The sequence below is a fragment of the Limnohabitans sp. 2KL-1 genome (genome assembly GCF_003063435.1).
Classification (GTDB): domain Bacteria; phylum Pseudomonadota; class Gammaproteobacteria; order Burkholderiales; family Burkholderiaceae_C; genus Limnohabitans_A.
Genome location: NZ_NESL01000002.1, coordinates 703,384 through 721,790 on the forward strand (window position 1 = coordinate 703,384; position 18,407 = coordinate 721,790).

Consider the following 18,407-nt stretch of genomic DNA (forward strand, 5'->3'; position numbering starts at 1 on the left):
CTATTCAGAGGAGATCGCCAACATGGGTTATTTTGGCTACAAGCCGTATGTACCAGTGGCCACGCGCCGCGCCAAGGCGCTCACGGCCGTGACCAAGGCCAACAAAAAAGGCGCGAACTACGCGCCCATTGAACCCTTCAGCGGTGCCATCGCTAAAACCTTTTGGGGCAAGGCGTGGTGCAGCAATTTGGAACAATACAGCGACTACGAGAGCCGCTTGCCGCGTGGGCGCAGCTACGTGCGCAACGGCACGGTGATCGACCTGCAAGTCAACACAGGCAGCGTGCAGGCCTTGGTCATGGGCTCATCACTCTACGAGGTCAGCATCACCATCCAAGCCCTGCCAGAGCCGCGCTGGAAAGCCGTGTGCGCAGACTGCTCGAACTCCGTCGCATCGCTGATTGAACTGCTGCAAGGCAAACTGTCCAAAGCGGTCATGGAGCGCATTTGCGCACCCACCACCGGGCTGTTCCCCTCGCCCAAAGAACTCAAGTTTGAATGCAGTTGCCCCGATTGGGCGGGCATGTGCAAACACGTGGCCGCAGTGTTCTACGGCGTAGGCGCCAGATTGGACCAACAGCCCGAACTGCTGTTCAAGCTGCGCCATGTAAACGCCCTGGACTTGGTCGCACAGGCCAGCGTTGCCCAACCGTCTGCCAGCAAAACCAAATCCAGCAAAGTAATGGACGCCAGCGACCTGGGCGATGTGTTTGGCTTGGATATGGATTTGGGGGGGGATTTGGGAGTGGATACAGCGCCTGCCAAACCAAAAACCACGCGGGCGAAAGCGCCCGTCAAGGTGGCATCGAAAGCGAAAACAGCGGCCAAAGCAGAGACCAAAGCAACTGCTCAAAAATCCACAAAAACCCCTGCGAAAACAACGACAAAAAGGGCTGCAACAAAGGCAGCAAAAACGACAGCCAAAACCGCTGCAACAAAACCAGCGGCCAAAGTAACTGCCAAAAAAGCCACGAAAACCACTGCGAAAACGGCTACAGCAAAGGCAGCCAAAACCACTGCAACAAAACCAGCGGCCAAGGCAGCGGCAAAACCAATTGCAAAGAAAACCGTCGCCAAAAAGGCTGTCAAACAGCACGTCTAAAAATGTCGAAAGCCATCCATTGAATCCGTGAAAGCACATGTCACATCCAACAAAATCCATTCAATGGCCATTTTTTATTGAACCGGACCTGTGAAGTCTGAAATGCATCATCAGCGTCCCCTCCGTCCTATTGGCCCGATCATGAAAATCTTCCACAACACCCACCACGCCCAGCACGCAGGCCGCCAAGAAATGTTCCGGGGCCGCTTGGTCGATTGCCACGAAGTGCCTGACCGTTTGCGCTATGTGCTGGATGAACTGCAGCGCCGCCCTGTGGGTCAGTTGCTGACGCCCGATTTAGCGCTGGATGTGAACGCCGCCATGGCCCGCGTGCATGCGCCGGACTATTTGACATTTCTGGCTCGGGCGTGGGACGACTGGGTGGCGCTGGACCCTGCCAATGCCGAGCGAGACGCCCTGCCCTCGGTCTGGCCGCTGGCCACCCGGCACGGCTTTCGCACCGATGTGCCGCCGCTCAACTTTGCGGCGCGGCTGGGGCAATACGCGTTTGACTCGGGCACGCCCTTGACGGCGGGCAGCTGGGCCGCGGCGCGTGAGGGCGCGGCCTGTGCACTGGCCGCCGCGCAAGCGGTGCTGGGTGGCGAACGCTTTGCCATGGCGCTGACCCGCCCACCGGGCCACCATGCGGGGCCCAACTACATGGGCGGTTATTGCTTCATCAACAACGCCGCTGTGGCCGCGCAGGCCCTGCGCGACGGCGGGCTGCAGCGCGTGGCTGTGCTGGATGTGGACTACCACCACGGCAACGGCACACAGACCATCTTTTATGAGCGCAGCGATGTGTTCACCGCGTCCATTCACGGCGATCCGCGCACCGAGTACCCCTTCTTTTTGGGCCATGCGGATGAACGCGGCGCGGGGGCTGGCGAGGGCTACAACCTGAACCTGCCGCTGCCACGGGGCACCGGGTTTGAGGCCTGGTGGGCCACGCTGCTAACCGCCATGCAGGCGGTGAGCGACTTTGCGCCACAAGCGCTGGTGGTGCCACTGGGGCTGGACACGTTTGAGGGTGACCCGATCTCGGGCTTCAAGTTGCGCAGTGCGGATTATTTGCAACTGGGGCGGACGATTGCGCAACTGGGCTTGCCGACGGTGCTGACGTTTGAAGGCGGCTATGCCGTGGCCGAGGTGGGGGTGAATACGGTGAACGTGTTGGAGGGTTTGGTGGGCTGAGTGTTCGCGTAAGGCCGCAGGCCATGCAGCCCATCGCCCACAGGGGTGCGCTCCTACGGGCAGAGCCCCCGAAAATTTAGCCGCAAGTATTTTGTAAGAGCCCACCCCGTGGGCGATGGGCGTGGCACACGCCCTGAAAACCATCGCGCACAGGGTGCGCTCCTACAAAATGCATTGACCAGTTAGCTGATCACCCCTGAATGCTGCGCCAGCGCTCCAGCTCTTCGGGGCGCAGACCATAGCGGGCCAGCACGCCTTCGTGCAAACGCCGCAACTCTTGCATGACCAAAGCGCGCACATTTTCACGATCCGGGCCAGGCGCGGCCAAAGCCACTTGGTTGGCCACCAGCGCCAGCGGATCTTGCTCGGGGTTTTGCACCACGGCTTTAACGATGTGGCGAATGGCGTCGCGGTAAGTCAGCCGCAATACATCGGGCTCCACCACGCTGGACTTGACCGTCAGGTATTCCTTGGTCGAGCGCTCATAGGCCCACATGAACAAGTCGCGCAGCAGCTCCACGCGCCTCATCTCGTAAACGCCCAGCACCGAAGCGGTGTACCAGTCCTGCGACACACCCAAAAACGTGAGCGGGCACAGGTTGGCCCGCAGCAGCGGCCAGTTGGCCAGCAGACGCGACGTGCGTTTGTTGCAGTCGGCAAAAGGCTGCAAATACGGCAGGTGCACCATGGCAAAAAACGACTGCTCGAATGGGTCTTCGATGGCATTGAATTTGGCCAGCGCTTCGTCGAGCAAACTGCCAATGAGCGACTGACCCGAAGGCGGCTGGTACACGCTTTGCCCAATTTGCACCGGATGCAGCCGCAAGCGGCCTTCGTCCTCGGGGCTTTCGAGCAGGTTTTCTGACAAAGCGCTGTGCAGGTTCATCAGCACATAGCGGCTGAACTGCGGCGCGGCCACGTTGTCCATGAGCAGCTCGATAGCGGCCTTGTGGTTCAGGATCATCTGCGTCTCGGTCACGCCATGGCCTTGCGCCTGCTGGCCGTGGGCGATCAGAGCGCGGGTGTCCAGGCGCGTGTAAGTGTTGCCCTCCAGGTGGCTGGATGCCCAAGACAGATCGATCAACAAACGGTCGAGCACGGCGCGGCCATAAGTGCCCGCAGGCTGCGGCCCCGGCCCGGTGCGGCCCATGCGGTGCAACTGCGCCCGCACAGGCTGGGGCAGATAAAACGTGACGTTGGGCTGGTAGGCCTGCAAAAACTCAGACTGGTAACCCACGGCTTGGCGCGTGCTCCAGGGCTGCGCCAGATAGGCGCGGATGTCTTTGCTGTCGGGTGAGAGCGGCCACTGGCCGGTAGAGATTTCTTCTTCGGCCCGCCAGGCGGACGACTCTGACAAACCCACTGACGTGGGCAAAGCGTAAGCCACCACTTTTGGCGCGATTCCTGAATTGGCCACATAACGGGTAGCACGCGCCTTGCCAAATGGCGCGATTTCGCCTTCTGCCACCCACTTGGCCAAAGCCCTTTGCAAGCTACGTCGTGGCACATTGGGCCATTTTTTAGAGGTATCGGCAAGCGATAAGCCATCTGGCTGAGCCTGAATGGCGGTCAAGAGTTGGGCGTTGAAGTCTGGCATGATTGGCGCAATTGTAAATAATCGCGCCAATTTAGCAAGCAATGATGTGGGCTAATCATTGATCCGGGCCGATGTGGTTTACATGAGCGCTTTTTTGTGGGAGCGGCGCCCTCGCCGCGATGGAGACTAGCAGACCGCCACACATCGCCCCGAGGGCGGGGCTCCCACATTGATCGCAGCGCTGATCGCTATACCAAAAATAAGTAACACAAGCGTTACCATAAAATTACGAAGCGGCGACCCAAGCAAAGCCAGAAAGAAGGCCTTGGCTGGCAACAAAAAAGGAAAGACAACATGACCTTGACGCGTGATTTCAGGCAAACCGTGGTTGAGCGTGTGCAACGTGATCCGGCTTTTGCCAAAGCATTACTCGACGAAGCCGCCACACTGTTTTTGAGCGGTGAGCCGGATTCGGCGCGGTTGATTCTGCGCGATTTGGTCAACGCCACCGTCGGGTTTGAAGGCTTGGCCGAACTGACTCACAAACCCAGCAAGAGTCTGCACCGCATGCTTTCACCCAAAGGCAACCCCAGCATGGACAACCTGGCCGCCATCTTCGACGCCATCAGAAATTGGCTGAAAGTGACTTTCGATGTTCGCGTGGTCGAGCTGGCATAAGCCTTAAAGACTGCATGACTTAAAAGGTGAAACAAGCAACCCATCTAACAGCTGTTTGGGTAGTGCGATAGCCCCCCACCCCCTTCACATAAGCCAACAACTCCCCAAAAAACGAATACCTGCAAAGCGTGGACGAATCGCCCACCAGCAGCAGCTTGCGCCGTGCGCGGGTCATGCCCACGTTCATGCGGCGAATGTCAGACAGGAAGCCGATCTCGCCTTGGGGGTTGCTGCGCGTCAAGGTGATGGCAATGATGTCGCGCTCTTGGCCCTGAAACGAATCGACAGTGCCCACGCTGAGCCTGCGTTGCAGCAGCGGGTCATGCAGCCGTCAAAGGCTCCATGCGCACCACGGCACGCGCTCCCACGGCGCTGGCAAAGCGTTGGACTGTTCGCATGGATGGCGTGCCCCTGCCACTTTCGATGCGAGCCACCACGCTTTGGGTCGTGCCCATAAGTGCGGCCACATCGCCTTGCGTCAGGCCCGCTTTCGTGCGCGCTGCAATCATTTCACGGGCCAGCTCAAACTCGGGCGCTTGTGCGTCATAGGCTTGGCGAACGCCGGGGTTGGCCAGAAGTTGGGCTTTCACGTCTTTCAAGCTTTTCACGTCGATTCCTCCAGGCGTTTCAATGCGGTTTCAATCGCGCTTCGTGGTGTGGTCTGCGTCTTTTTCACAAAAACGTGCAGCACCAGCAAAGTGCGCCCCTGAACGGCGGCGTAAACGGCACAGGCAATGCCATCGCGGCCCGTCATGCGCATTTCCCACAGCTTGCTTTCCAGCGGCCGGATGTGTGGCAAGCCCACACGCTGCGGTCATAGTTCTTCCAGCATTTCACCGATGTGCAAAAACCGAGCTTGCATATCGGCGGGGATGGTCTGTAATTCACGCTCCGCCAGTGGATGCAGGGTCACATTCCAATGGAGTTCGAGTATAGCCTTTTTGCTATCTTTTGGCTTTTTCATGCAGCTCCCCTAGGTCTCGCTTTATCCATGCTTTGTCAGCATGTAGGCATTTTTTTATGCGTTAGCTTAGCGTGACAACCTCAGCAATAGCAATCCCCGAGTCAGTCCTGTTTGCCCACCTCATGCGCAGTGCGGTAGCCCCCCACCCCCTTCACATAAGCCAACAACTCCACAAAAAACGGATGCCTGCAAAGCGTGGATGAATCGCCCACCAGCAGCAACTTGCGCCGTGCGCGGGTCATGCCCACGTTCATGCGGCGGATGTCGGACAGGAAGCCGATCTCGCCTTGGGGGTTGCTGCGTGTCAGCGTGATAGCAATGATGTCGCGCTCTTGGCCTTGAAACGAATCCACGGTGCCCACGCTGAGCCTGCGTTGCAGCAGCAAATCGTTCAGAACGGCGCTGTCTTCGATGGCGTCTTTCAAATAGTTGATTTGGGCGCGGTACGGTGCAATCACGCCAATGGTCAGCGGGCGCTTGTTGTGCTCGGCGGGCTCTCCCAGCGCCAGCAGCTGCGCCAGGCGTTCCAGCAGCAAGTGGGCTTCTTCGGGGTTGGCGGTTGAACGGCTTTCGGGGATGGCCAGCTCTTGATAACCGCAGCCTGCCGTGTCGATGAATTCCACGGGCAGGTCGGGTGCAAAGCGCGGGTCATTAAAGCGCGGGTCATTAAAGCGCGGGTCATAAGCGGCCAAGTCGGCATGGCGCACGCTGGGGTGCGGCACCAGTTGGCCGCCATAAAACTTCTCGGAGCTGAAGCCCATGATGTGCGCGTGCATGCGGTATTGCACCTTCAGCATGCGGGCCGTGTGGGGTTGGCGCTGGATGCACTTTTCAAACAGGGTTTCGCGCAGGCCTTCGCGGGCGGCTTTTCCGCTTTTCACGGTAGGCGGCAGCTGGTGGTGGTCGCCCGCCAACACCAGGCGCTGACCCTTGGCAATGGGAATCCAGCAACCCGGCTCCAAGGCCTGGGCGGCTTCGTCGATGAAGACGGTCTCAAAGCCCAGGTGGCGAATGTGGCGGTGGCTGGCGCCCACCAGCGTGCAGGTGATGACCTGCACCGATTCGAGCACGTCTTCGGTCATGAAGCGCTCCAAATCGTCGGCGGCTTGGCGCAGCGTGCGTGCTTCATCCCTCAGCCATTGGCGGCGCTCTCGCTCTTCAAAACCAAAGTTGCGCACACGTTCGCTGGCGGTCTCGCGGTGCTGCTCGGCGGTTTGGCGCATCGCGTGCATCTTGGCGTAGCTGGCGTGGGCCATCACCCCGGCGTCCAGCGTGTGCTTGAGCAGCAGCTCCGACACGCGGCTGGGGTTGCCCAAGCGAATCACATTCACACCGCGCTCGGCCAGTTTTTCGGTCAGCAGGTCCACAGCGGTGTTCGAGGGGGCGCACACCAGCACGCGCCGTTCGCGCCGGATGGTTTCCAAAATGGCTTGCACCAGCGTGGTGGTTTTGCCCGTGCCGGGCGGGCCATGGATGATGGCCACGTCTTGCGCCGTGACCACATGGCGCACAGCGGCCAGCTGCGAGTCGTTGAGCGCACTGGGGTAAAACAGGTCGTCGGCTTGGGGCTCGCGAAAGCGGGCTGCCTTCGCGCCCAGCAGCACGTCACGCAGTTCGGCCAAGCGGTTGCCGTGTGCGGCCATGACCGCGCTCAGGGCCTGGTTCATCTCGCGGTAGCTCACCTCGTCAAACGTCAGGTCAATGCCTAACGTGCTGCCGTTGAGGGTGCTGCCGTCCAGCACCCAGTCGGGCAGCGCTTCTTTGGTGGTGGCCAGCAGCAGCTTGTTGCGCCGCACGCGGGTCACCACGCCACTCACCACGGGCCGGTCTGGCCCCGAGTAGCCGGGCGCACTGCTGAACAGCGCCGCAGCCGCCCCCACCTGAAACAAATGCAGGTCTTGCCGATGCGCAGGCCGCTCCAGCTCCAGCACCACCTTGCCGCCAAACCCGATGTCTTCTTGGGTGATGGTGACGGGGTACCAAGTCAAGCCACGCCGACGGCGCTCTTTGATGCTGGCACTGGCGTTCTTGAGCTTGAACTGAGCCTGGTCTTCCTGTTGCTCAAGGTGCATGAGGGCACGCACATGGCGCAGCTCACTTTGAACATCACGTTCGAGAGCGCAAGGGGCGGTGGGGGTGGGGTCTTGGTCAGCCAAAGGTGCAGAGACTTTTTCGTCACAATGATGTGGTCACATTGTTACAACTTTGGGTATTGCCCATCCACTTCGCATGGATTAACATTGTTGCAACTGGAGGATTATCATGGAAATTGCAATTAGAAACATCGGCAACAGCAAAGGCGTGGTGTTGCCTAAGCCGTTTCTGGCCCAAGTCGGGCTGGACGGACAGGCAACCGCCATCATCGAAGTGGAAAACGGCACCATCGTCTTGCGAAAGCCCGCCAAGTCCGTGCGTGCTGGATGGGCAGAGGCTGCTGCAGCCGTGTCCGCCAAAGGCGGAGATGCACTTTTGATGGGTGAGTTCGACAACTTGGACGACGAGGAGTTGGGCTGGTGAAGCGCGGCGACATTTGGCTGGTGAACCTGGACCCGACCGTGGGCAGCGAAATCAAGAAGTCGCGGCCCTGCGTTGTGATGTCACCGGCAGAGTTGAATGACAACCTGCGAACCGTGATGGTGGCGCCCATGACCTCAAAGGGTTTTACTGCGCCGTTTCGAGTACCTGTGACCCATGCTGGCACCAAGGGCTTGATAGTGCTGGATCAGCTTCGGACGGTTGACAAGCTGCGCTTGGTCAAGCGGCTGGGCGCTGTATCCGCCAAGACATTGGCGGCAGCGCTGGCCACGCTGCAGGAAGTGTTCGCGGAGTAAGAAGGCAAAAGCCCTTGGGCTTTTCTGGCCGCAGCGAACAGGATCAGCCCTGTTTGACATCGCCCGCCTGAGCAGAAGCGGGCAACCCGAAGACCCGGTCGAAGCACCAGGTGAAGGCGATGGCATAGAAGAAAAAGAACACCAGCAGGCCCAGATTGGCCACCAAGGCAGCGGTGAGCGAAATGTCCAGCCACAGCGACATGACGGGCAAAAGAATGATGACCAGCCCGCCCTCAAAACCCGCCCCGTGGGCCAGCCGCCTGACAAAAGAGCGGCCACGCACCGATTGGCGCGACTCCCAGCGCTCAAAAAGCCAGTTGAAGACGTAATTCCATGTCAGCGCAATGCTCGACAACACGACCGCCAGGCCCAAGGTGGAGGCGGGCGACTTGTCAAAGGCCAGGCTCAACACGGGCCCGACCACTGCGATAGCCATGGCCTCGTACAAAAGGGCCTGAAAAACGCGGCGGGTGGTAGGGGTCATATTGGAGAATGCGCTGAATGCACTCACTGCCGCGCCGTGCGCACGTTGGGTGGCAACTTGCCCGGGGCGCTGGTGCGCCAGGGGTTGATGTCCAGCCCGCCGCGCCGGGTGTAGCGGGCGTACACCGTGAGCTTGGTGGGTTTGCAGCGTGTCCAGATGTCCATGAAGATGCGCTCAACACACTGCTCATGAAACTCGTTGTGGTTGCGAAAACTCACGATGTATTGCAGCAGACCCGCTTGGTCGATCTGTGGGCCGCTGTAGGTAATTTGCACACTGCCCCAGTCGGGCTGGCCTGTGACCAGGCAATTGCTTTTGAGCAGGTGGCTGACCAAGGTTTCGGTCACGGGCAGCTCTTCAGCATTGGCGCTCAACAGGTCCGGTGCAGGCTGGTAGCGCGTGCACTCGATGTCCATGCGGTCCAGGTTCAGGCCATCCAGTTCGTGCACGGGCTCGGGGTCAAACTGTTCTTGCAGCAGCAGCTTCACGCCTACGCTGGCCTGAATGGTGCCGCCGTTCCAGATGGCCGCGCTGATGTCGCGGCGGATCATGTCGCGCACCACGTCGGCGCTTTCCAGGCGCGTGTTGTTGAAGCTGTTGAGGTACAGCTTGAAGGACTTGCTCTCCACGATGTGCGTGCTTTCGGCAGGCACAGTGATGTGCGCCAGCGCCACTTGCGGCTTGCCCTTGGGGTTGAGCCAGGACAGCTCAAACGCGGTCCACAAGTCGGCCCCAAAAAACACGGGCTGCCCGGTAACGCCGATCTCTGCGCGTTTGGTGGCGCGGGGGATGGGGAACAGCAGGCTGGCGTCGTACTGGTCGACATAGGCGCTGGACTTGCCGAGTTGGGATTGTTCAGGGGAGTTCATGCTCATGCTTGCACCTTGCGACGGAACACCAAACGGTCTGGCTCGGACACTTGGGGGTCGTAGCTGTAGCCTTCCAGGTCAAAACCCAGCAAGCCTTCGGGGTGGGTGATCTTGTTCTGAATAGCGAATCGGGCCATCAAACCCCGCGCCCGCTTGGCGTTGAAGCTGATGATTTTGTATTTGCCGCCCTTGAAGTCTTCGAACACACATTCGATGACGCGGGCCTTGAGGGTTTTGCGGTCCACCGACTTGAAATACTCTTGCGAGGCCAGGTTCACGATGACCGGTGTTTTGTCTTTGGCCAGCTGGGCGTTCAGGTACTCGGCAATCTGCGGCCCCCAAAACTTGTAGAGGTTGCTGCCCTTGTCGGTCTGCAGCGTGGTGCCCATTTCCAGGCGGTAGGGCTGCATCCAATCGAGCGGGCGCAACACGCCATACAGGCCACTCAAAATGCCCACATGGGTTTGCGCCCAGTCCAGGTCTTGTGCTGACAGGGTCTTGGCGTCCAAGCCTTCGTACACGTCGCCATTGAAGGCCAGCACGGCCTGCTTGGCATTCTTGGCGGTGAATTTGGGGCTCCAGGCTTCGTAGCGGGCCACGTTCAGGGCCGACAGCGCGTCCGACAGGTCCATCAACTCGGCGATTTGCTGGGGCGACTTTTGGCGCAGCACCTCAATGAGGGCCTGCGATTGCGGCACGAACTGCGGCAACGTGTGGGGCACGCCCGCAGCGGGGGTTTCATAGTCCAGAGATTTGGCGGGTGACAATAAGAACAACATGCTCGACATCCTTTACCTGGACGATTATCTCGCCATCGTCAACAAACCCTCTGGCTGGCTGGTGCATCGCACCCCGTTGGACAAGGGCGAAACCCGCTTTGTGTTGCAAACCCTGCGCGACCAGATCGGACTGCACGTCTGGCCTGTGCACCGCTTGGACAAGGGCACCAGCGGCGTGCTGGTGTTTGCGCTGAGCGCCGAAGTGGCCCGCCTGCTGGGCCAGGCCTTTGAAAGCGGCGATGGGCTGCAAAAAACCTACCGCGCCGTGGTGCGTGGCTGGCCGGCTGATGAGGGCTTGATCGACCACGCTTTAAAACGCATGCCCGATGACATGCGCACCGAGCGCCTGGAAGTGCAGCCCGCCCAAAGCCGCTTTGCCACCCTGCGCCGCTTTGAGCTGCCCCTGCCGCAGCAAGGCTTTGCCAGCACCCGCTGCGCCGAAGTGGCTCTGACGCCCCTCACGGGCCGTCGCCACCAACTGCGCCGCCACATGAAGCACATCGCCCACCCCATCATCGGCGACGCCACCCACGGCAAAGGGCCGCTCAACCGGGCCGTGGCAGATTTGATCGGACTGCAGCGCCTGTGGTTGCATGCACAAAGTCTGGAATTGCGTCACCCGGTCAGCGGGCAGCAGCTGCGTTTGGAGTCACCGCTGCCCAGCGAGTGGGGACTTTGGAATTCTTTCACTGAGCCATCCATTCAACCCCCAAGCGGGCCTAGCGCTGCCCCCTCTTTGTAGCAACCCACCGCTGTGGGCGATGGTTTTCAGGGCGTGTGTCACGCCCATCGAGCACGGGATGGGCTCCTGCAAAGCGGTGCGATTGTCACCCAAAGGATAAGCATCTGGCCGGTTTTCCATAAGATGCACGCCTGCGCTTGCTACCGCGAGCCAAGACTCAAACGACCGCGACAACACACCCCATGAGCCTGCTCTTCACGCCTCTCACCTTCAACGCGCCCTCCGGCCCCCTCACCTTGCCCAACCGCATCGTGATCGCGCCCATGTGCCAGTACTCGGCCGACCACGGCCAAGCCACCGACTGGCACCTCACGCACTGGACCAACATGCTCAACAGCGGTGCGGGCCTGTTCACCATCGAGGCCACAGCGGTCTCGGCCGTGGGCCGCATCAGCCCCGGTTGTCTGGGCCTGTGGGACGACGCGACGCAAGCGGCCTTGGCCGACAAACTGCACCGCGCCCGACGCCTGGCCCCGAGCATGCCCGTGTGCATTCAGATCAGCCACGCTGGCCGCAAGGCTTCGAGCGCCGCACCTTGGAACGGCGGCATGCTGATCGCCCCCGAAAACGGCGGCTGGCAGACCGTGGCGCCCAGCGCCCTGCCCCACTTGCCCCAAGAAGCCGCGCCCACCGAACTCAGCTTGGCCGACATCGCGCAAATCAAGGCGGACTTTGTCAACACCGCCCGGCGCAGCCACGAACTGGGCATCGAGGCGGTGGAGCTGCACGCGGCGCACGGCTATTTGCTGCACCAGTTTTTGTCGCCCATTTCCAACCAGCGCACCGATGCCTATGGCGGCTCGTTTGAAAACCGCATTCGCTTTCCGCTGGAAGTGTTCCAAGCCGTGCGCGAAGCCTTTGGCGGCACGCTGGGCATGCGCATCTCGGGCACCGACTGGGTGGACGGTGGCTGGACAGTTGAAGAAACCGCCGCCTTGTCGGTGAAGCTCAAACAAGCCGGGGCGCAGTTCGTGCACATCTCCTCGGGAGGCGTCTCGCCTTTGCAAAAAATTGCCTTGGGCCCAGAGTACCAAGTGCACTTGGCCAAAACGGTCAAAGATGCATCGGACCTGACCACCATCGCCGTGGGCCTGATCACCGAGCCTTCTCAGGCCGAAGCCGTGCTGCAGCGTGGCGACGCAGATTTGGTCGCCCTGGCCCGTTCTTTCCTTTACAAGCCGCGGTGGGGCTGGGAAGCGGCTGTGGCCTTGGGCGGCACGGTCGACTCACAACACCAGTACTGGCGCAGCTTGCCCCGCGAAGCCAAAAACATTTTCAACGACGCCAAAATTGGCATGCGCTGATTGCCACCCCAAAAAAGAGAGACACACATGAACGCTCGCCGCACCCTGCTGCAAAACACCACCCGCCTGCTGACACTGGCCAGCCTGTGCACCCCCATGGCCCTGATGGCGCAAGCCTTCCCCAGCAAACCCATCACCCTGGTGGTGCCCGTGCCACCGGGCGGTTTGGTGGACACCTCGGCACGACTGATCTCCGAGCCTTTGGGTCGCTTGATCGGCCAGTCCATCGTGGTGGACAACAAGGGCGGTGCCAGCGGCAACCTGGCTTACCAGCAAGTGGCCCGCAGCCCCAAAGATGGCCACACCTTGCTCGTGTCGTACTCGGGCTACCACGTCGCCAACCCCATTTTGATGACCAAGCTGCCTTGGGAGCTGAAAGACCTGACGCCCGTGGGCCTGATCACCGTGGCCACCAACGTGGTCGCGGTGCATCCCTCGGTGCCGGTGAACAACATGAAAGAGTTCATTGCCTACGCCAAACAAAACCCCGGCAAGCTGAACTACGCCTCGCAAGGCAATGGCTCGGTCTCGCACATCGGCACCGAAATATTCAAGCAGCAAACCGGCGTGAGCCTGGTGCATGTGCCTTACAAAGGCTCTGGCCAAGCCATCGCCGACGTGCTGGCAGGCCAGGTGCAGGTGTTCATGACCACGCCACCTTCGGTGATGCAGCACATCCAGGCGGGCAAGCTCAAGGCGCTGGCCGTGACCGGTAAAAAGCGCCATGCGGGCATGCCCCAAGTGCCCACCATGGCCGAAGCCGGTTACCCCAACTTTGACCTCGAATCATGGGTGGCTTTGTACGCCCCTGCCGGTACGCCTGCTGCGGCAGTGAACCAGCTGGCCGATGCCGTCAAGCGCAGCCTGGACCTGCCCGAGAGCAAGCAGCGCGCCGATCAGGCCGGTATCGAGGTGCGCTTTGTGGCCCCGGCCGACATGACCAAACTGCTGGACCGCGACATCGCTGAATGGACCCAGGCCATCAAGGCCGCCAACATCAAACTGGATTGAACGGGATACAGACCCCTGCCATCGGGGTCTGTCCTTCAAAACCCCGATGGGCCGTGTGCAGGCGATCCGTCCTTGCGCTTCAGATGCCGCTCATGCGGGGGCATGGATCAACTGCTGGGCCAAGGCATGCAAACGCGTCCCTGGCCGGGTCAAGTCGGTCACGATGCTGAAATGGTTCAGACCCGGCAGGTCTTCGCAAACCGGCACGGTTTGGGGTCCCCAAGCCTGGTGGATCAAGCGGTTGTGGCGCAAGAACTCGGGACTTTCATCACCGCCGGCCACGGTATAAAGCACGCCCTGGCGAGGACGCTGCCACTTTGCTGGACTGGCCATGCGCACATGCGCCGGGGTGATGCGCAAGTCACCCTGTACGAAGGGGGTTTTGCGAATGGGCGCCAGATCAAACAGGCCTGAAATCGACATGGCTTTGCGCACCCATGTGGCTGGCAAATCGCGACCCACTTTTTTCCAATCGCAACCCAGCAGCATGGCCGCCAGATGACCGCCAGCCGAGTGGCCGATCACGCTGACGTTGCTGCGGTCACCGCCGTGCTCGGCGATGTGACGCCAGACCCAAGCCCCGGCCTTGGCCATTTGCACGGCGATGTCGGGGATGGTGATGGGCTGATCGGCCGAGCCCGGGCACAGGGCGTAATTGACCACCACCACGCAAGCCCCCATGTCCCGCAAGGCGGGGGCCACAAAGGAATGGTCCGATTTGTCCAGACTGCGCCAGTAACCGCCGTGGATGAAGATCACCACAGGCGCATCGGCACGGGCAGCAGGAAAAATGTCCAGCGTTTCGTTCGGGCCATCGCCGTAGGGCATATCGAGCAAGGGCTTGAGCGTCTCGCGCGCCTGTGCAGATGCCGTTTGCCAGTGCGCAAAGTGGTCAGCAAAATCAGGCACCAAGGCGCGGTTGTTGTACATGCGGTCGTGCCAGGCGGCGTCTTTGATGGGCATGGGGGTCTCCAAGGTTTCATTGATTCAGCACGCCATATTGGCACAAGGCCTGATCACGTACAGCCCAACCGGGGACAGTGCCTGGCCCCCTAGCTGCCGCCAGCACCACGCCAGCGCCAGCGCCCGATGCGGGCAGCCAACCGCGTCAGATTTTCATCTCCAGCCGCAGCTGCACATTGCGCCAACTGGGCGAGGTGTTGGTGGACGTTTCGCTCACACCGTTGCCGATGTAGCTGGACGAAGTCAGGTAGTCCCGTGCGGTGAGGTTGCTCACCGTCAATCGCAAGGCGGTGGCCGCAGAAAAGCGCCATTGGCCATACAAATCCAACACGCGCTTGGTGCCTTGGTAAGCCCACTGCTGTTCACTGCGACGGGTGTCGTAATCAGGATTCCAGTTGAGGTTGCCTCCCACGGTCAGAGGGATGCTGCGCACACGGTAGTCCGCTCCCAAGTTGGCCGTCATGCCTGGCTGTTGGTCAAGTCGGTTATCGGGCCCAGGCACCTGCTTGACCCGGGAACTGAACAGGCTCAGGTTGCTGCGGATGTCGATGGGCAAAGCACTCGCCAGCATTTGATCCAGCCTGAACTTGGCCTCCAGCTCGATGCCCTGCGTGGTGGCATCGCCCAGGTTGACTGGAGAAGACACCCAGCGGTTCTGACCGGGGGCCCAATAGGGATTGCTTTGCTCGGCCACGGTGTAGCGGATCAGATCACTGATCTGACGATGAAACACATTGGCGCTGAGCACGCCACCGCCAGCCAGATACCGCTCGAAAGCCACATCAATGCCGCTGGCCATTTCGGGCCTGAGGTCCGGGTTGCCCACCCGGTCGGGCCGTGTCGGGCTGTTCGTCTCGCGTGAAGGCACAGGACGGGCCACCAAGTTGTACAGCGTGGGGGTTTTGTAACTGCGCGTGAGGCTCATGCGCACCTGGTCACGCTTGGCGGGGTCAGGCTTCCACAGGGCATGCAGCAAAGGCGTCATGACCGAGCTGGTGTTGGACTTGAGCCCTTTGTCATCGGTGCCCTCGGTCAAGATGGATTCATAGCGCAAGCCCGCGTAAGCGGACCAGTTGGCGTTGATCTTGAACTCGTCTTGTGCATAAGCGGCCCAGCGGAAAGTGCGGGCCTTGATGTCTCCACCGTCTTCATCCACAGCCGCGTTGGCTTCTTCCACACGGCGCACACCTTCAAGCTCCAGACCACTGACGATCTGGTGTCCGTTGTCCATGGCGCGTGTCCATTTGCCACTCAGGCTGCCCGAGCGATCCACGAAATTTTGCGTTTCAAAGCCATTGAACAGCAGCACATCGGCCGCGCCCGTCTGGTTCAGCCGAAAGTCGTATTGCGACTGTCCGAGACCAAAACGAACTTCCAGGCGGTCATCGGCCGACAGGCGCTGCGCCCACTGACCGTTCAGGCGGGCCATGGCGTAACGGCTCTTGTTCAATGTCTGCGAACTGTCCGACAACCCGCTGCCCTCGGTTTGCCGGATCTGCACCTGGCCGGGACTTTGATATTCCGAATACACCACAAAGGGTGTGAGCGTGAGTGCGCGACCCTGTTCGCCTTTCCACTGCAACCGCGCATTGGCATGCAGACCTTGACGACGGCCCACAGATTCATTGAAACGAATGCGGTCTTCACCCGGCTCCGAGCTGATCAACGACGTGCTTTCATCCACCCGGTATTGGTCCATCAAAGACAGCGTCATCGTGCCCAACAAGGGCTCGGTCTTGAGGTTGTGCACCCAATTGAGCATGGTCGAACCCTCGCCACGCTCATGGCTGCGGGTGATTTTCAGGTCATCGGGGTTGGCCTTTTGTCCCTCGCGCAACACGATATTGATGGTGCCTGCGATGGCACGCGCCCCGGTCTCAGCGGTGGGTGCACGCATGATTTCGATCTTCTCCACTTGCTCGGGCGTGAGCGAGTCCACCGAGAAACCGGGTGGCATGCGCTCCCCGTCGAGCAATATCTGGGTGTAACCGCCACCCAAGCCGCGCATGCGGATGGCACCGCCTCGGCCTGGAGCACCTTGCACCGTGACACCCGGCAAGCGTTTGAGCACCTCGCCCAAGGTCGCATCGCCTTGTTTTTCGATCTCTTCACGGCCGATGACGATTTTGGCGGCCGAAGACTCGCGGCGCGCCTCGGTGTCGTTGTTGCGGCTGCTGCGGATTTCGACTTGGCCCAAATCGGTTGGGGTGACTGCAGGTGTACTGGTGGCGGGGGAGGCAGGGCTTTGCGCCCAGGCCACATGGGGCAGCAAAGACAGGCCGAATCCAGCCAGCAGCAGGCTGTGGCTCAGAGGGTGAAAGATAGGGGAAAAGCTGGATGAACGCATCCGAGCATTTTGACAGCGCCCGCCCCGTGGCGTGTGAAGCCTGGGTAAAAGCCGCCGTCACGCAAGACCAATCGGGGCGACCGATGCCCCCAAAATCAATCGCCTGATTTGAACAAGGCAGCCACCTTGCGCTTGGGCTTGATGTTGGCCGAGATGGACGAACGGGCCGTTTTGGGCACCGATGCCTCCCAGCTGGGCGAAGTGTCGGTGGCCGCTGCTTCGTAGGGTTTTTCAAAGAAGGGGTCACGGTTCACGGGCGCGGGGCGGAAACCACTGCGGCGTTCACGCGGTGCATCCAGGGCATCACGCGGATCGAAGTCGTCGCGGCGGCGGCCTTCGTAGGCGCGTCCACGCGGACGGTCTTCGGCGCGGGTGCCCCATTTTTCTGGGGCGGGGCCTGCGGGACGGGTGTCCAGCTGCAGCGTTTCGACATCGAGTTTTTTCTTGATCAGCTTTTCAATATCGCCCACCAGACGCGTGTCGGAAGGGCTGACCAGCGTCACCGCCAAGCCCGAAGCGCCAGCCCGGCCGGTGCGGCCAATGCGGTGCACGTAATCTTCGGCATTGAAGGGCACATCAAAGTTGAACACCGCCGGCACGTCCTTGATATCCAAACCGCGTGCGGCCACGTCGGTACAGACCAGCAGATCCACTTCGCCTTGCTTGAATGCCTCCAAGGCCTTCAGGCGCTCGTCCTGGCTCTTGTCGCCGTGCAGGGCAGCGGTGCGCAGGCCTTCACGCTCGAGCGAGCGGGCCAGCCGGCCGCAACCGAGCTTGCTGTTGACAAAGATGAACGCCTGCTTGATGCCCCGGTCGTCCAGAACTTTGCGGATCACGCGGCGCTTGTCGTCGTCTTGCGCGGCATAAAAGCGTTGCTCGACGGTGGAGGCGGTTTCGTTGGGTCGGGCCACCTCGATGGTGATAGGGTCTTGCAGGTAACTGCCGGCCAGGCGCTTGATCTCGGGCGAGAAGGTGGCCGAAAACAGCAGCGTGGTGCGCTGCTTGGGCAAATAACTCAGGATGCGCTGCAAATCGGGCAAAAAGCCGATGTCCAGCATGCGGTCGGCTTCGTCGAGCACCACATATTCCACCTGGTTCAACACCGCGTTTTTGGCTTCGATGTGGTCCAGCAACCGGCCCGGCGTGGCGACCAGCACCTCAACGCCTTTTTTCAGCTCCAGCGTCTGGGGCTTCATGTCCATACCGCCAAACACCACCGCGCTGCGCAGCTGGGTGTACTTGGCGTACATCTTGATTTGCTGGGCCACCTGATCGGCCAGCTCCCGCGTTGGCAACAACACCAGCGCACGCACCGGGTGGCGCGCAGGCGAGGTGGATGGGTTCTCGTGCTTGAGCAGGCGTTGCAGCAAGGGCAGCGAAAAAGCCGCCGTTTTGCCCGTGCCTGTCTGGGCAGCGCCCATGACATCCTGACCTGTCAACACCACCGGAATGGCTTGGGCCTGGATAGGGGTCATGGATTCGTAGCCCATTTCGGCCACGGCTCGTGCCAGCGTGGGCGCCAGCGATAAATTGGAAAAAGAGTCGGTCATTAACCTGCTATTGTCGCATTTTGGGCTGAAGCCCCCTAAAACCGATTTTCAG

At 60.8% G+C, this 18,407-nt stretch carries 20 protein-coding genes; 8 read left to right on the forward strand and 12 right to left on the reverse strand.

The genetic code is table 11. From position 1 onward, the window contains the following. Positions 1-22 precede the first annotated feature (22 nt). Positions 23-1,102: an SWIM zinc finger family protein gene (locus B9Z47_RS07750; RefSeq protein ID WP_108330631.1), complete on the forward strand. Its 1,080-nt coding sequence runs from the start codon at positions 23-25 to the stop codon at positions 1,100-1,102. Positions 1,103-1,243: 141 nt separating this feature from the next. Continuing rightward, the gene (locus tag B9Z47_RS07755; RefSeq protein WP_108330632.1) at positions 1,244-2,296 is read left to right on the forward strand and encodes a histone deacetylase family protein; all 1,053 of its coding nucleotides are present in this window, start codon (positions 1,244-1,246) and stop codon (positions 2,294-2,296) included. A 190-nt stretch (positions 2,297-2,486) separates the two neighbouring features. Here the strand turns inward: B9Z47_RS07755 and B9Z47_RS07760 are convergent, their stop codons facing one another. After that, positions 2,487-3,893: a Fic family protein gene (locus B9Z47_RS07760; protein ID WP_108330633.1), complete on the reverse strand. Its 1,407-nt coding sequence runs from the start codon at positions 3,891-3,893 to the stop codon at positions 2,487-2,489. Between the two features lie 294 nt (positions 3,894-4,187). On the opposite strand from B9Z47_RS07760, the gene B9Z47_RS07765 reads away from it, so the two are divergent. Continuing rightward, the gene (locus B9Z47_RS07765) at positions 4,188-4,511 is read left to right on the forward strand and encodes a DNA-binding protein (RefSeq protein WP_100171898.1); all 324 of its coding nucleotides are present in this window, start codon (positions 4,188-4,190) and stop codon (positions 4,509-4,511) included. Between the two features lie 19 nt (positions 4,512-4,530). On the opposite strand, the gene B9Z47_RS07770 is transcribed toward B9Z47_RS07765, so the two are convergent. From B9Z47_RS07770 to B9Z47_RS07785, 5 genes are all read right to left on the reverse strand, one after another. After that, the gene (locus B9Z47_RS07770; protein ID WP_233253706.1) at positions 4,531-4,806 is read right to left on the reverse strand and encodes a C-terminal helicase domain-containing protein; all 276 of its coding nucleotides are present in this window, start codon (positions 4,804-4,806) and stop codon (positions 4,531-4,533) included. Between the two features lie 25 nt (positions 4,807-4,831). Next, positions 4,832-5,119 carry a helix-turn-helix domain-containing protein gene (locus tag B9Z47_RS07775; protein WP_108330634.1) on the reverse strand — a complete coding sequence of 96 codons (288 nt, stop codon included), beginning with the start codon at positions 5,117-5,119 and terminating at the stop codon, positions 4,832-4,834. Further along, positions 5,116-5,316, reverse strand: a complete 201-nt coding sequence (locus B9Z47_RS07780; protein WP_233253707.1) for a type II toxin-antitoxin system RelE/ParE family toxin — start codon at positions 5,314-5,316, stop codon at positions 5,116-5,118. The genes B9Z47_RS07775 and B9Z47_RS07780 overlap by 4 nt, the downstream gene beginning before the upstream one ends. A gap of 9 nt (positions 5,317-5,325) precedes the next feature. Continuing rightward, on the reverse strand, positions 5,326-5,475 hold the full coding sequence (locus B9Z47_RS18905) for a hypothetical protein (protein WP_233253708.1): 150 nt from the start codon (positions 5,473-5,475) through the stop codon (positions 5,326-5,328). 101 nt (positions 5,476-5,576) lie between these two features. Further along, the gene (locus B9Z47_RS07785) at positions 5,577-7,631 is read right to left on the reverse strand and encodes an AAA domain-containing protein (RefSeq protein ID WP_108330635.1); all 2,055 of its coding nucleotides are present in this window, start codon (positions 7,629-7,631) and stop codon (positions 5,577-5,579) included. A 106-nt stretch (positions 7,632-7,737) separates the two neighbouring features. Between B9Z47_RS07785 and B9Z47_RS07790 the strand changes: the two genes are divergently transcribed. After that, positions 7,738-7,992, forward strand: a complete 255-nt coding sequence (locus B9Z47_RS07790; protein ID WP_108330636.1) for an AbrB/MazE/SpoVT family DNA-binding domain-containing protein — start codon at positions 7,738-7,740, stop codon at positions 7,990-7,992. Further along, positions 7,986-8,306, forward strand: a complete 321-nt coding sequence (locus B9Z47_RS07795) for a type II toxin-antitoxin system PemK/MazF family toxin (RefSeq protein ID WP_108330637.1) — start codon at positions 7,986-7,988, stop codon at positions 8,304-8,306. Before B9Z47_RS07790 ends, B9Z47_RS07795 begins: the two co-directional genes overlap by 7 nt. A 43-nt stretch (positions 8,307-8,349) precedes the next feature. Here B9Z47_RS07795 and B9Z47_RS07800 read toward each other — a convergent pair whose 3' ends face one another. Genes B9Z47_RS07800 through yaaA form a run of 3 tightly spaced genes read right to left on the reverse strand, consistent with a single transcriptional unit; the run spans position 8,350 to position 10,438 of the window. Beyond that, a complete protein-coding gene (locus tag B9Z47_RS07800) occupies positions 8,350-8,790 on the reverse strand; it encodes a PACE efflux transporter (protein WP_108330638.1) in 441 nt (146 codons plus the stop codon). Positions 8,791-8,813: 23 nt separating this feature from the next. Continuing rightward, positions 8,814-9,659: an NADPH-dependent 7-cyano-7-deazaguanine reductase QueF gene (gene queF, locus B9Z47_RS07805; RefSeq protein ID WP_108330778.1), complete on the reverse strand. Its 846-nt coding sequence runs from the start codon at positions 9,657-9,659 to the stop codon at positions 8,814-8,816. A 2-nt stretch (positions 9,660-9,661) separates the two neighbouring features. Beyond that, positions 9,662-10,438: a peroxide stress protein YaaA gene (gene yaaA, locus B9Z47_RS07810; protein ID WP_108330779.1), complete on the reverse strand. Its 777-nt coding sequence runs from the start codon at positions 10,436-10,438 to the stop codon at positions 9,662-9,664. On the opposite strand from yaaA, the gene B9Z47_RS07815 reads away from it, so the two are divergent. The 3 genes from B9Z47_RS07815 (at position 10,437) to B9Z47_RS07825 (ending at position 13,495) form a co-directional block, all read left to right on the forward strand. Further along, the gene (locus B9Z47_RS07815) at positions 10,437-11,180 is read left to right on the forward strand and encodes a pseudouridine synthase (RefSeq protein ID WP_108330639.1); all 744 of its coding nucleotides are present in this window, start codon (positions 10,437-10,439) and stop codon (positions 11,178-11,180) included. The genes yaaA and B9Z47_RS07815 overlap by 2 nt on opposite strands. Before the next feature lie 182 nt (positions 11,181-11,362). Next, positions 11,363-12,484, forward strand: coding sequence for an NADH:flavin oxidoreductase/NADH oxidase (locus B9Z47_RS07820; RefSeq protein WP_108330640.1), 1,122 nt, complete (start codon positions 11,363-11,365; stop codon positions 12,482-12,484). Between the two features lie 27 nt (positions 12,485-12,511). Then, positions 12,512-13,495 carry a tripartite tricarboxylate transporter substrate binding protein gene (locus B9Z47_RS07825; protein ID WP_108330641.1) on the forward strand — a complete coding sequence of 328 codons (984 nt, stop codon included), beginning with the start codon at positions 12,512-12,514 and terminating at the stop codon, positions 13,493-13,495. Positions 13,496-13,585: 90 nt separating this feature from the next. Here the strand turns inward: B9Z47_RS07825 and B9Z47_RS07830 are convergent, their stop codons facing one another. The 3 genes from B9Z47_RS07830 to B9Z47_RS07840 all read right to left on the reverse strand — a co-directional run bounded on the left by B9Z47_RS07830 (position 13,586) and on the right by B9Z47_RS07840 (position 18,355). Then, entirely contained in the window at positions 13,586-14,458 is an 873-nt protein-coding gene (locus B9Z47_RS07830) for an alpha/beta hydrolase (protein WP_108330642.1), read from the reverse strand. Positions 14,459-14,603: 145 nt separating this feature from the next. After that, positions 14,604-16,805 (reverse strand): TonB-dependent siderophore receptor, encoded by a 2,202-nt coding sequence (locus B9Z47_RS07835; protein ID WP_108330643.1) that lies wholly within the window; start codon positions 16,803-16,805, stop codon positions 14,604-14,606. 95 nt (positions 16,806-16,900) lie between these two features. Beyond that, positions 16,901-18,355 (reverse strand): DEAD/DEAH box helicase, encoded by a 1,455-nt coding sequence (locus tag B9Z47_RS07840; protein WP_108330644.1) that lies wholly within the window; start codon positions 18,353-18,355, stop codon positions 16,901-16,903. Positions 18,356-18,407: the final 52 nt, after the last annotated feature.

Bases quoted from the DNA above. Each gene is read 5' to 3' on its own strand.
- B9Z47_RS07750 (WP_108330631.1), top strand. From the start codon at position 23: ATGGGTTATTTTGGCTACAAGCCGTATGTACCAGTGGCCACGCGCCGC.
- B9Z47_RS07755 (WP_108330632.1), top strand. From the start codon at position 1,244: ATGAAAATCTTCCACAACACCCACCACGCCCAGCACGCAGGCCGCCAA.
- B9Z47_RS07760 (WP_108330633.1), bottom strand. From the start codon at position 3,893: ATGCCAGACTTCAACGCCCAACTCTTGACCGCCATTCAGGCTCAGCCA.
- B9Z47_RS07765 (WP_100171898.1), top strand. From the start codon at position 4,188: ATGACCTTGACGCGTGATTTCAGGCAAACCGTGGTTGAGCGTGTGCAA.
- B9Z47_RS18905 (WP_233253708.1), bottom strand. From the start codon at position 5,475: ATGAAAAAGCCAAAAGATAGCAAAAAGGCTATACTCGAACTCCATTGG.
- B9Z47_RS07790 (WP_108330636.1), top strand. From the start codon at position 7,738: ATGGAAATTGCAATTAGAAACATCGGCAACAGCAAAGGCGTGGTGTTG.
- B9Z47_RS07800 (WP_108330638.1), bottom strand. From the start codon at position 8,790: ATGACCCCTACCACCCGCCGCGTTTTTCAGGCCCTTTTGTACGAGGCC.
- queF (WP_108330778.1), bottom strand. From the start codon at position 9,659: ATGAACTCCCCTGAACAATCCCAACTCGGCAAGTCCAGCGCCTATGTC.
- B9Z47_RS07815 (WP_108330639.1), top strand. From the start codon at position 10,437: ATGCTCGACATCCTTTACCTGGACGATTATCTCGCCATCGTCAACAAA.
- yaaA (WP_108330779.1), bottom strand. From the start codon at position 10,438: ATGTTGTTCTTATTGTCACCCGCCAAATCTCTGGACTATGAAACCCCC.
- B9Z47_RS07820 (WP_108330640.1), top strand. From the start codon at position 11,363: ATGAGCCTGCTCTTCACGCCTCTCACCTTCAACGCGCCCTCCGGCCCC.
- B9Z47_RS07825 (WP_108330641.1), top strand. From the start codon at position 12,512: ATGAACGCTCGCCGCACCCTGCTGCAAAACACCACCCGCCTGCTGACA.
- B9Z47_RS07830 (WP_108330642.1), bottom strand. From the start codon at position 14,458: ATGCCCATCAAAGACGCCGCCTGGCACGACCGCATGTACAACAACCGC.
- B9Z47_RS07835 (WP_108330643.1), bottom strand. From the start codon at position 16,805: ATGCGTTCATCCAGCTTTTCCCCTATCTTTCACCCTCTGAGCCACAGC.
- B9Z47_RS07840 (WP_108330644.1), bottom strand. From the start codon at position 18,355: ATGACCGACTCTTTTTCCAATTTATCGCTGGCGCCCACGCTGGCACGA.